At 60.5% G+C, this 12,520-nt stretch carries 9 protein-coding genes; 1 reads left to right on the forward strand and 8 read right to left on the reverse strand.

Annotated features, from left to right (window positions below; all coding sequences use genetic code 11):
* Positions 1–68: 68 nt before the first annotated feature.
* From QZR30_RS12870 to QZR30_RS12900, 7 genes are all read right to left on the reverse strand, one after another.
* Positions 69–671 carry a fimbrial protein gene (locus QZR30_RS12870; protein WP_059397238.1) on the reverse strand — a complete coding sequence of 201 codons (603 nt, stop codon included), beginning with the start codon at positions 669–671 and terminating at the stop codon, positions 69–71.
* Between the two features lie 197 nt (positions 672–868).
* Positions 869–1,516, reverse strand: a complete 648-nt coding sequence (locus tag QZR30_RS12875; RefSeq protein WP_046068819.1) for a response regulator — start codon at positions 1,514–1,516, stop codon at positions 869–871.
* A 23-nt stretch (positions 1,517–1,539) separates the two neighbouring features.
* Complete coding sequence (locus QZR30_RS12880; RefSeq protein ID WP_059397280.1) at positions 1,540–4,713, reverse strand: hybrid sensor histidine kinase/response regulator; 3,174 nt, start codon at positions 4,711–4,713, stop codon at positions 1,540–1,542.
* 80 nt (positions 4,714–4,793) lie between these two features.
* Positions 4,794–5,987, reverse strand: a complete 1,194-nt coding sequence (locus tag QZR30_RS12885; protein ID WP_046068818.1) for an EAL domain-containing response regulator — start codon at positions 5,985–5,987, stop codon at positions 4,794–4,796.
* Positions 5,974–8,772, reverse strand: coding sequence for an ATP-binding protein (locus QZR30_RS12890; protein WP_046068817.1), 2,799 nt, complete (start codon positions 8,770–8,772; stop codon positions 5,974–5,976). The genes QZR30_RS12885 and QZR30_RS12890 overlap by 14 nt, the downstream gene beginning before the upstream one ends.
* Before the next feature lie 57 nt (positions 8,773–8,829).
* The gene (locus tag QZR30_RS12895) at positions 8,830–9,813 is read right to left on the reverse strand and encodes a fimbrial protein (protein WP_311903381.1); all 984 of its coding nucleotides are present in this window, start codon (positions 9,811–9,813) and stop codon (positions 8,830–8,832) included.
* Between the two features lie 23 nt (positions 9,814–9,836).
* The gene (locus QZR30_RS12900; protein ID WP_081214451.1) at positions 9,837–10,526 is read right to left on the reverse strand and encodes a fimbrial biogenesis chaperone; all 690 of its coding nucleotides are present in this window, start codon (positions 10,524–10,526) and stop codon (positions 9,837–9,839) included.
* Positions 10,527–10,724: 198 nt separating this feature from the next.
* Here QZR30_RS12900 and QZR30_RS12905 point away from each other — a divergent pair, with 198 nt between their 5' ends.
* Positions 10,725–11,246 (forward strand): hypothetical protein, encoded by a 522-nt coding sequence (locus QZR30_RS12905; protein WP_046068814.1) that lies wholly within the window; start codon positions 10,725–10,727, stop codon positions 11,244–11,246.
* Positions 11,247–11,261: 15 nt separating this feature from the next.
* On the opposite strand, the gene QZR30_RS12910 is transcribed toward QZR30_RS12905, so the two are convergent.
* Positions 11,262–12,467 carry a DUF1835 domain-containing protein gene (locus QZR30_RS12910; RefSeq protein WP_056846677.1) on the reverse strand — a complete coding sequence of 402 codons (1,206 nt, stop codon included), beginning with the start codon at positions 12,465–12,467 and terminating at the stop codon, positions 11,262–11,264.
* Positions 12,468–12,520: the final 53 nt, after the last annotated feature.

Raw genomic sequence — 12,520 nt, forward strand, 5'->3', positions numbered from 1 at the left:
ATCCGGTGTAATCAGAAGACAATGGCGAGGCCGCAAGGCCTCGCGCGTTTGGTGCCCGGGGCGCCGAATTATTCGTATTGCAGGATGAACGGCAGGGTGGCGTCACCGCGACCGGCGGTGGACGAACCCGCGGCTGCGGTAGTGACGTAGGCGGCCGCGAAGCTCAGGGTGGCGTCGCCGCCTTCAGTACCGGCACCGTGCATGGTGCTTTCAATGCGTGCGGTGCTTGGCGAGCTGAGGTCGATCAGACCGCCTTTGCTGTCGAGCAGGGCAATACCGACGTTTTGTGCAGTGGCCGAACCCGGGTTCAGGGCCAGTACTTTTTTGCCGGTGACCAGGCCCGAACCGCCGTTGTTGGCGTCAAAGATCATGGCGACCTTGGTGCCCTGGTTGCAGTTGACGTTCAGGTTGAAGTCTTTGGCGGTCACGCGGCCTGCGGTCGGGTTTTCCGCGGTGCCCATGTCCTTGATCGATACGTTGCCCATGTCCACCGAAATGGTGCGGTCGGAGTTGGCGCCGTCCACCGAGCAGGCATCGTTATTAATGACGCCGGTGAAGGTGATTTTACCGCTGCCGCCCAGAGTTGGCGTCGGAGCAGGGTCCGCGGCAAATGCACTGCCGGAAGCGGCGATAATGGCCGAGGCGATCACAGCCAGGGAAAACTTCTTCATGATGATGTCCGTAAGTGTTAGTTGAAAAAAGTGCTGTTGTTGAACTGCGAGCAAAGAGTAGGCGACGAGGCGGAGGGAGCGAATAAGACGATTCTTATAAGCTCTGGGGCGGGCAGGTTATTTGTGCTGTTGCTACGGTGGAAGGCTCGAAAACAAAGGGCAAAGCCATTGTCCAGGAATGGCTTGCAAGTTATGCGTTAGTTGAAGATGTTTCGTTCCAGGCAATAAGCAAGTAGATCCTGGTCGCTGCTCACTTCAAGTTTGCGCATGGCCGATATCTTTTGCGCGCTGATGGTCTTTGAACTTCGGTTCTGACGGCGGGCAATATCACTCACGCTCATGCCGGAAATGAACAAGCGCAGGATCTCGAACTCTTTGGGCGATAAACTGGTGAAGCGTTCGTCTATGGCGGTGAGGGTCTCGATCACTGAGGTTTTGGGCGGCTCCAGGCTTCGATAGGCGCTGCGCTGGGCGATCGCCTTGAGTGCCAGTTGAATTTCGGTGTGCAACTGGCTTTTCTGAATGATGCCGACCACGCCCAGTTCCTGCAGGCGGGTGAGGATCAGGTAGTTGGAGATCATGGTCAGGATCAGGATCTGTACCTGCGGGAAATGCCGTTTCAGGTACTCCACCAGCTTCAGGCCATCGCCGTAGGGCGAGTCGCCTGGCATGTTGTAGTCGGTGATCACGATATCGACGCCTTGATGCTGCAACAACTCGATCAGGCCGGCCGAACACACGGCCTCGCCGACGACTTGAAAGCGTATGTCCCGCTCTACAAGTTCGCGAACGCCCAGCAACACGATCGGGTGATCGTCGGCGATTACCACGTTGAATTTTTTCATAAAGGGCCGTCCGTAGTGCCAGTTCAAGTGAGTGAAGAATGCCCGGGCTGGAGAGTCTCCAGAACGGCCGACAGACGCCGCATCACAGTCTTCACCTTGAGCTCAAGCGTTGTGTCGAGGCTGCCGCGGTCAAGGGCGCTTTCCAGTTCGATGCACGCCTGGGCCAGGCTGAGGGCCTGAACAGCACCCAGGGCGCCGGCGATCGAATGCAGCAATTGGCCGAGGTTGCGGGTATCACGCTGTGCCAGAGCCACACCGATGCGCTGTATGTCCTGCTGCACGCTGCTGATGAACAGCGGGCGCATCTTGTCCGACAGTTGCACGCTGTCGTCGAATACCGACGCGGCAGGCTCAACCGGGGGCTGGACCTTGCACAGCTTGATCAACTGGCCACGCAGGGTTTGCAGGCTCAAGGGCTTGACGATCCAGGCGTTCATGCCCACCGCCAGGCAGCGCACGCCTTCCTCGCGCATCGCATTGGCGGTCACGCCGATAATCGGCAACTGAGGGTCATGTTCGCGCAGGATTCTGGCCAGCTCGTACCCATTCATCAACGGCATATTCACGTCGGTCAGTACCAGGTCGAAAGCCTGGGGTTGCCACAATTGCAACGCCTGCTCGCCGTTGGCGGCCAGGCTCACTGAGCAACCGAGTGCCTCCAGCTGCTCCTTGATGATCGCCTGGTTGACCGGGTTGTCCTCGGCCACCAGGATGCGCAGCCCCAACCGCCCCGCGCTTTGTGGTCGGGTCGGCGTCGGCTGCTCATGCTTGCCATGCTGCGCCAGTGACACGGTGGCGGCGAGGGCGCGTACGTCGTGCAGATCCACCACCCAGCCTTGCGCCGTGTGCAGCGGCGGGCTGTGCGCACCCGGCAGGCACAGCACGCGCTGGCCGACCCATGGCCTGGCGGGCTCCCTGGGCAACAGGTCCACCAGCACTGCATGGTGGTTGTCTTTGTCTTGGGCGGTCGCCGCCAGGGCGGCGGTAATGCCCAGGCGGTTGAGCCAGTCACTCATCGCCTGCGCCAGTTCGCGTACCGGTGCCTGTACGTATACCGGGGTCGGGCTGGGTTCGATCAGCGGCAGGTTGGTGAGTGTGCCGCCACACAGCGGCAGGCGCATTTTCAACGTAAAGCTGCTGCCCAGCCCAGGCTCGCTGACCACACGGATCTCGCCGTCCATCATCTGCGCCAGCCACCGGCAGATCGGTAGGCCAAGCCCGGCGCCACCTTCGCTGGCGGTGTCCGGCGCCTGGTAGAACACATCGAAGAGCTTGGCCTGCTGCGCCTCGGGGATGCCTACGCCCGAGTCGGTGACTTGCCATTGCAGGTCGACATGATTGGCGTCGCGCCCCGTCACCCTGGCACGAATCACCACGCGCCCGAAATCGGTGAATTTGATCGCGTTGCTGACCAGGTTATTGAGAATCTGGCGGATGCGCATCGGGTCGCCCATCACGCAGTCCGGCAACTGCGGGTCAATGCAGCTGTAGAGCTGCAGCCCCTTGCGCTGGGCGAAAGCGGCGTAGGTGTGCAGGGTGTCTTCGAGCATGTCCAGCGGGCAGAACTCCACAGCTTCTATCGCCATTTGCCCGGACTCGATCTTCGAGACATCCAGCACATCGCTGATCAGTTGGAACAGCGTGGCGGACGAGCGCTGGATGGTGTGAAGGTAGGCCTTCTGGTGTGGGTCAAGATTCGTCAGACCGAGTAATTCGAGGGTGCCAAGCACGCCATAGAGCGGCGTACGGATTTCATGGCTCATCGTTGCCAGGAACAACGTCTTGGCCTCGCTGGCCGCATCGGCGGCGTGACGCGCTTCTTCCAGGGACTGGGCATCTTCGATATGCCGGGTAATATCGTTGAAAGCGTACAGGCGCACGTTTTCAGCCTGATAGCGGGTTGACACAAAGCCGATCTGCAGGTGCCGGCCCTCGATCTCCAGATGCGTTTCTCCGCTCTCAGCCATGTCGTGCTTACCGGCCATGGCCGCCACCAAACGTGCGGTACCCGGCCATTGCTGGGCCCGCTGGTTTTCGATCAACACCTTGCCATCGCTGCGTCGCACCACGCATAACCCGGTGGGGGCGGTGTCGATGATCACGCGGCTGAATGCCACGCTTTCGGCAATGCGTTCGTGGGCCAGTTGCGCCGGCGTAATCACCTGGCGTCGATACCAGCGACTGCCGGCCCAACCCAGGGTGATCAGGCTGAGCAGCAGCAACGCCAAGGTGCTCAACGGCCACAATGCGGAGTGAAAGAAGTGCGAGTAGTTCAGACCATAGACCGCGCTCCAGGGCTGGTCGCCGGCCTGGGTGATCTTGAATTCAATGCCGTTGGCCGTGAAATGCACACCGTCGCTGAGCTGCGCCTGGATGGTAGGCCCGATCAACCGGCTGCCGTCAGGGCCAATCAGGGTGAAGCGATCAAACGCCGAGTGATTCAATGCGCGCTGTACATCGTCGACCTGCGACACATCGAGCAGGGTGCCGATCACTGCCTGGCCCTGTGCGTCGAGTGGCAGGCCGATGTAGGCCAGCAAATATTCGGGTTCGGGTCCGGCCTGCCAATACACCCGATTCTGCTCAAGCGGCTGCGGTGTCTGTGCGAGGATTTGCTGCACAGCGTTGACTCGCGCCACGGGGTTGTCGGTATCCTCGGGGCTTTCCCGGTGCTGATAGCCCACGGACGGAACAGTGATGGTGTAGTTCGCCTGACGATTGAGCAGAAAGGTTTGCGGCGCCTCGTACGGCGACGAGGACCAGAAGGCGCTGTAGTAACTGGTCAGGTGCGCGCCCAGGGCAAAAATCGGCGGTCTGGCGGCGGCGCCGATCTGCTGTTCATCGAACTTGATGCTGAACGGTACCGAAAACGAATACTTCTGGCCTTCGTACAACGTGCGGCGGTTGTCGACCATGCGGCTCTTGAGGCTGATCTGCACGTGGGTGGCGTGCAGCAGTTCGGCCTGGATGCCGGGATGCGTCAGGCTCTTGAGGTAGGTTTGCTGATCTGAGAGATTTTCCATCAGTCGCGCAAAGTGAAAGCGCATGGCGCCGTACCGGATTTCGACGCCCCTTTGCAGAGACCAGTAATTGGTCAGTACCAGTAGCAAAGCAATTCCCATCAGGACCATCAAGCCCTTGTTCAGGCGCAATGAGCTGCGGGTAAAGGCTTCGAGGATCGCGTTGTTGTGCTTCATCAGGGGGTCCGCAGGCGCAGGAAAAATCGGCACTGGATGCTGCTTACTCCTTTAAAGGGCAAGTAATCCGGGGCCGCCAGCTAGTGAGATGTCGCGGGGCCATCATTGTTCAGTAGTTGCTGAAATTGGTCTGAAGACACCGCATGGGAGATCAGGAAGCCCTGCACCTGATTGCAGTCGATTTTGCGCAGCAGCGCCAATTGCTGGGGGGTTTCCACGCCCTCGGCGACCACCGTCAGGCCCAACTTGCGGCCCAGCGCGATAATGCTCGCCAACGCCTGGGCGATGCCTTCGTTGTCGTGGCTGCCCTGCACCAGTGCCTGGTCGATCTTCAATTCGGTAAACGGCGTGGACACCAGGTTGAGGTAGGAGCTGTAGCCCTTGCCGAAATCATCCTGGGACAAACCGAATCCCTTGATCCGCAATCGACAGGCGCCGGCGTAGAAGTTGCTGATGTCTTGCGGCACCGAGCATTCCATCAGCTCAAAGCAGATCATTGCGGGGATGCCGTTGTGGTGCAGCACGAACTCCAGCAAGCGGTCGGCCAGGTCATGGCTGTTGAGCAGGTGTGTGGGCAGGTTGATCGACACCGGGATTTCATAGCCACGCTGGCGCCAGTGTTCCTGGGCGTGGATCGCCTGCTTGAGCACCAGCCACAACAGGCGTTCCTCCAGTTCGAATGCCTTGATCGCCGGCAGGAACGCGGCGGGCAGCATCACGCCTTGCTCGGGGTGCATCCAGCGCACCAAGGCTTCGGCGGCTACGATACGGCCGTTGGCAAGGGATTTCTTCGGCTGGAACCAGGCCTGGAACTGGCCACCGCTCATGGCCTGTACCAGCGTTTGACGGTCGATGTCCATGTGCTCGGGCAATTCCGGAGAGGGCTTGTGCACCTTGTTCCTGAGTTGATCGACCAGTGTGCGCAAGGCCTCGGCGGTCACTGGTTTGGAGATCAGCCCGATCACTTCGACATCGAGGTTTTTTGCAACCAGGCTGGCCGCCATCAGCATGCGCCGTGACGCCGCGCTCATGATCGCCAGCGCCGGCTTGCAGCGTAGGCTGGCCAGGCACTGGATAAATTGCACGCCGTCCATGCCGGGCATCAGCAGGTCGGTCAGCACCAGGTCGAAGTCCCGCTGGCGCAGACGCTCCAGCGCCTGGTTGCCATCCTCGGCGGTTTCGAGCAGGAAATCTCCCAACTCGCTGAGCAGGTTCTGCAGGTAGATATGCTGCAGGGGATGGTCCTCGACAATCAGAATACTAAGGGGCTTCATGGGGGATCCGTGCATAAGGCGCCAGGGAGTTGAATAGAGCCCGCAACGCAAAAGGTTTGACCAGGCAATGGTTCATGCCGGCGGCCAGGCACAGGTCGGCCTCGCCGCGCATGGCGTTGGCGGTGGCCCCGATAATCGGCAACGGGCAGCCCTGTCGACGCAGTTCACGCGCCAGTTCATAGCCGTTGATATGGGGCATGTTCACATCCGTCAACACCACATCGAAGTTGCCGGCGCTGTACAGCTGCAACGCTTCTTGACCGTCGGCCGCCAGTTCCACGGTGCAGCCGAGTTCTTCGAGTTGGTCACGCAAAATCAGCTGGTTGATGATGTTGTCCTCGGCCACCAGCAGATGCAGGTTGAGTTTGTTCAGGTCCCGCTGGTGCGTTTGCTCATCGGCGCGGGCCACCCATAGCCCTTGCGCCTGGCTCACGGCCTGATGAATGGCTCCCAGGTGGTTGAGGTTGACGTGCCAGGCGCCAGCGTCGGCTTCTACGCAGGGGCAGGCATTGCTGCTCACGTGAATCACCGGCCCTGGCCACTCGGGCACCAGTAACGGGTCAACGCTGCCGGGGTGCACTTGCAGCAGCAGGTGCTTGTCCGCCAACGTCGGCAAGCCCGCCTGGGCCCTGGCGCCCCAACGGCGCAACCAGCCGGCGATCGCGTTTGCCAGTTCCGGGATCGGCGAGGCCACGTAAATGGTCTCGGCCAGCAACGGTGTCATCGGTGCAACAGATGCTTCCTCCAACGGCAGGATCAGGCTGAAACTGCTACCCAGGCCGAGTTCGCTGACCATGCGGATATTGCCGTTCATCAACTCCGTCAGACGCTGGCAAATCGGCAGGCCCAGGCCGGTGCCGGCAACCACATTGGTATTGCCCTCACTCTGGTAAAACGGCTCGAAGATCATCGCCTGGTCTTCCTGGGCGATACCTTTGCCGGTGTCTGAGACTTGCCACAACAGGCTGGAGCGTTCGCCGTCGCGGCCCAGCACTTTGACCCGCAGCACCACGCGCCCATAGTCGGTGAATTTCACCGCGTTGTTGAGCAGGTTATTGAGAATCTGGCGGATGCGCGTCACGTCACCGATCAGCCGTTCCGGCAACTTGGGATCGAAGCAGGCGTACAGCTGCAGGCCCTTGGCGTGGGCGGCCGCGGCGTAGCCCTGGATGATTTCATGCACCAGGTCCAGCGGCGAGAACTCGCTCATCTCCAGTGCCAGCTGCCCGGCTTCGATCTTTGATACGTCCAGCACATCGCAGATCAGTTGCAGCAAGGTCGACGATGAGCCTTCGATCGCCTGCAGATAGTCCTTTTGTTGCGCATCCAGTTGCGTGCGCGCCAACAGTTCCAGGGTGCCTAGCACGCCATACAGCGGTGTACGGATTTCATGGCTCATGGTCGCCAGAAACAGGGTTTTCGCGGCATTAGCTGCGTCCGCCGATTGCCGCGCCTCCTCCAGCGCCGCCTCGACCTGCTTGCGCGCACTGATATCACTGAATGCGCAAAACAGGACGTCTTCGCCTTTGTAGCGGGTCGGTGCACTGCTCAGGTATAAGTGACGGCCGTCGATGGTTTCAAAGTAGTCACTGCGCTCGGAAGGGCCGTTGGCAAAGGCTTGCTCGATCCAGCCGGCGCGCAGCGCCTCGCGCTCCGGCCCATTACCCAGCCATTGCTGGGCCAGGGTGTTTTCCAGTACCACCTGGCCGTCGGTGCGGCGCAGCACGCAGAGGGCCACGGGGGCGGTCTGGATCACATCGCGGCCGAAGGCTTCGCTTTCGATCAACGCCTGGATGCGATGGATAGACGGAAGGATGAAACGCTGATCGACGCGGCGCATCACCAACCAGATCAGCGTCAGGCTGAACAGGCAGAACAGCAGCGAACCGAGCAGCTGTTTCCACAAACCGGTGACCACCGCACGCAGGTCGATGGAGTACATCAACTGCCATTCAGAGGACTTCAGGTGTTTGCGAATCACCAGGTGGTCGGGCAGCCAGCCGTTGCCGACAAAACCGAAAAAACTGTCTTCGCCGGGCCTCAGGTGTTGCTGGCTCAACTGTGTATCGGTGCTGTTGGTGAACACCAGCATGCCCTGGGAATTGAGCATCATGAACTCGCCGGCGCTCTGGTCGCTGAGTGTCGAGGAGACTTCACGGCTATCCATCTCCAGGCCGAGCCAGCCGGAGTCGCGATCACGCTCGTCCAGGCGGATGAAGATATACAGGTGCGAGTGCTGTTCAGTCCTGTCGCTCAGCCAGAGTTCGTTGAGCGTGGCCGGGTCGGTGTGTTGTAGGGCCTTGAGGCGGTTGAGCATGCACTTGGAAATCGGCAATACCTGCGTGGTCGCATCGAACAGCCGCGTCACGTGCGGGTTGGAGCCGGTGTTGACGTAGAGCAGGTTGAGCTGTTTGGCCTTGAGGTAGTCGCGCATGCGCGCGGTCAGCCAGATGCTCCATTGACTGCCTGGCGTGTCCCCCAGCTCCAGGTGTTGTTCTTCCGCCGAAGAGGGATAGACCCTGGTCTGCTTGCGCACTGCCGACAGACTCAGGCTTTCGAGCAAGGCTTGGCGATTGGTGAAAAACGTATGGGCTTCGGCTATAGCGCTGCTCATATAGCCGCGGCGCTGGGAAATGTCGTTGTTGAAGGTTGACAGCAGAAAGGTATAGACCCCGCCCAGGATGCCCACCAGCAGCACGCTCGCAAAAATACGAAGCAGCCTTCTGGCTGCTTCGGGTCGGGAAAGGACGGGGTTGATCTGGAGCAGATAACTTTTCAATCGCATCGGCAAACTTTATGTCTGGGCCTTTGCCGGTGGCATAAGACGATCCTTAAAAATCACCTACTTGTAGTACATATCCACTACCACGGCAGCGTCGAACGCACCTGGAATCGGCAAGGTGCGCCATTTGAGGTCGGCGCGGAATTCATCGTGGCTCTGGCCCAGGCCCATCAGTTCCTGCAGCGTGAACCAGTTGTTGAAGGGCAGTTGCTGCTGGCTCTCGGCGCGAGACAGCGAGATGCCGACTGAGCTGTTGTTGTCCGGCACCAGCAGGCCATTGTTCACACTGCCGCCGCCCGGCGTGGTGGCGAAGCGTGCGCTGACGGTATAGGGCGTGTCGCAGCCCTTGCGCAGGTTCAGGCTGAAGTTCGCGCTGCTGGCGACTTCACCGATCGCGGCCTTGCGCGAAGGTGTGGGGAAGTTGACCACGCTGGGGCTGATGGTCAGTTCCGGAGTGCAAGGCACGAAGCGGATATCGTTCATGCCGGTGACCACATAATTGAAGTTGCTGTTGGGTCGTGAGTTGAGCCCGCGCACGCCATCCAGTTGGAACACGCGGTAAGAGGTCAAGGTGCTGGCCTGGCCACTCGGTGGGGTGGGGTCGTACTTCTCGATGAATACGCTGAAATTGAGCGTAAAGCGCGCCTTGTCCCAACCCACGCAATTGGACAAATTGCAGCCTCGGTCGGAGAAGAAACCGGTGCCCACCTTGCCGGTGCTTTGGGTAATCGGCTGGTTGTTGTAGCGAATGCCCACGCGGATCCCGGTGCCGATGCTCACGTTGGCCGGGTTGACGTAGAAATACACTTCCTCACGGCCGTGGAGGTAGTCGTCCTTGCAGATCACGTTGGTCGAGCGAGGGCCGGACTCCCAGATAATCGTGCCGTTGGGGGCATCGGCTGCCACCGCCAGCGCCGTGCCCAGCGCTTCCTGGGTGATGATCGAGTTGGTGCCGTCCTCGCGGCAGGCCAGTGCGTAGCTGGTGGCGGGCAAGACCGCGCAGGTCAACACCAGAAGCGGTAAACAGCGTTTGGTCAGTGACATCGGTTCAAATACCCCGTGATTTATCAGTTGAGCGCCGTGCTATGACGGGCTTGCAAACCGATATCGGTGATTTCGGTGAAGTGGAGGGTGGCGCCCTTGGGCACAGCGTCGAGCGCGGTCAGGGTTTTGCGTTCATGGGGCTTGAGCAGCAGGTAATCGCTGAGCGTCTGGCTGTCGGTTCGCAGGTTGACCAGTGACAAGTGAAAGGCGCTGGGGTTGTTGACGGTTACCGTGCGCCCGTCGCTGCTCCATACCAATTGCTGCACCGCCTCGGCCGAGCCGCCCTGGAGTGCGGGGGGCCGATAGAACAGCTTGAGCCGCTGGCGGATCGCGAATTGCACGCTGTTGGGGTCTTCGGGCTTGAGCGGGATCTCCATGATATTGAGCCAGAACAGCGATTCGCGATCGCTGGGCAAGCCTTCACCGGCATACAGGATGCGCAGCTTGTGATGCTCCCCGGCGCCCAGCTGTACCAATGGCTCGGTGGCGGCAAAGGGCACGGTACGGCCGGTGGATTCGTCCTCGCCTGTGATCCAGGTTTGCACCACGACTTCCTGCGAGGCCTGGTTGACCACGCTGATACCGGCGGCTTTGTCCTGGCCGAAGTAGATCAGGCGCGTGCCTTCGATCTTCAGCGCCGCATTGGCAGGTGGGGACGCAAGCACCAGCAGCCCGCAGGCCACCAGTACCATTCTGAGTAGAAACATGAACACGGCAATTCCATGGTCGGGTAAGGGAACGCAGCTCATGGTAGGTGGCGAGTGGCGCGAAGGCTTTGAGGCGATTCTTAAAAGTACGGTGTGCCCCGGATTGCCGTTTCAGAATCGCCTTAAAGTCAGCGTTCACCCCTGACGGTTACTTTGCTCAGCGTTGAATGATCGACGCGGATGCCCAACTGTCAGGTTTACCCTATGTCCAATAAAGCGTTACGCCTTCTGATTGCCGATGCAGAGCTTTTGCAACGGATCAAGATCGAGAAAATGCTCAACCAGCTGGGCTATCACCGCATCGTGCCGTTGAGTTCGTTCGACGAGTTGCAGGCACTGACACGCTCGGGCGTTGTGGCGTTTGACCTGCTGATCATCAACACTGCGCTAGTGCACTCACGGCAGGTCAACCTGCTCAAGTACTGCCATGACAACCCGTTGATCCGCCATACGCTGATCTATGACGGGCAATGTGCGCAGCGCTCTGTGGTGTCGGTCTCGGTTAGCCAGACCCTGCACCTGTCGTTGTCACAATCGCCCGACTTCAACTCCCTGCGTCGCTGCATGGAAATTGTCGATCCGGCGCACAGTTCCCCGACCGTTGAGCGCCCGATACTGCGCACCGTGGACGGCCGGTCGCCCCAGCCTTCGATGAGCCCGCGGGCGGTCTACCAGGGCGACCCGACTGTGGTGGCATGTGCCGTGGGGTTGTTTCCCAAGCGCTGATCGTATCGCGCAGCATCAGTCACGCCAGACGGGCTGATCAGCAAGGCCCAGTGCCCAATAAGGTTGCCGTGGCCGCAGGCACACACCGCCGACCCAACGCTCATGGCTGGCGTGGTCCAGCCAGCAGGCATTGCCATCCAGCACCTGCTGCGCCAGTGGCGTCAGCGCCAATACGCGGCGCGGCCACTCCACGTCCGTTTCGGACTCGATCAGCAGCGGCGCCGCCCCATCAATCAATGGGCGCAGCAGCGCATGGAACATCATGTCGCCCAGGAAAGGCAGTGGCTCGCGCTTGGCCATCAACTCGGCAAACACCCGGCCGAAAGGCACAGGCCCGGCCTCGGCGATATACCTCAGGGACAAACGTTCAGTCAGCGACAAACCGTCCTCGATACCCGGCAACTCCTGTAACTGGCGTCGTAACGCCGGTGCCAGAAAAGGCAGGGCAGGGTAATTGCCATGGGCCAGTTCCGCGAGCTTGAGCGGTGAGCTGTCGCAATAAGCCGACCAGGCCCGTTTGGCCAATTGCACTGCGTTGTCGTCGATCAAGCGCCGCTGCGGCCAGAGCCAGGCCAGCACATCGGGGGCCAATTGGCCTATGCCGATAAATCGCTCGACCCCGGGAATGCGGTCTGCCTCAATCAGCTCCAACTTGCGCGGCGCCCGCTCCAGGCCGGCCAGGGCGCGCACCAGAAACAGTTGGTCGTAGGCGTCCGCCTCGCACCACAGCACACTGTGATCGGCGTTGGCCAAGGTTTGTAGTTGGTCGTATTCATCGTTGACGCGATGCGCGACTTCAGTGGAGTCAAGGGCAAAGGCCTGACTGATAAAGGTACTGCGCATCGCGCGGAACGCTTGGCTGGGCAGTTCACGCACTGGCCCCATGCACAACGGGTCCGTGAGCATCCGGAACTGGCCCTTGAACCCGGCCAGTTGCAGGCTGTGGGCAATATCGTTGCCACACCGCCAATGGGTGGTGCGCGATTCATCGCTGGCCTCGAAACCAGGGTGGCGGGCGGCAAAGTCGAGGGCGTCGACATGGGCCTTGAGCTTGGGCCAACTGGCGAAGCCCAGCTGTTTGGCAAGCTGCCACTGAGCCTGGGACAAGGTTGCGCTGGGGTCTTGGCTTTTCAGGCGCGACAACAGTTCCTTGGCGCGCTTGCGCTGCTGCTCAAGGTTAAGGCGGCCGTCGGTGTTTGAGGCGAAAGGGCGTTGCGACATACGAGCTCCTTGTTCGAACCTTTTCCGCTTTAAGGTTGGGAGTCGTAGAAATG

The organism is Pseudomonas sp. rhizo25 (genome assembly GCF_031931935.1).
GTDB classification, from domain to species: Bacteria; Pseudomonadota; Gammaproteobacteria; order Pseudomonadales; family Pseudomonadaceae; genus Aquipseudomonas; species Aquipseudomonas synxantha.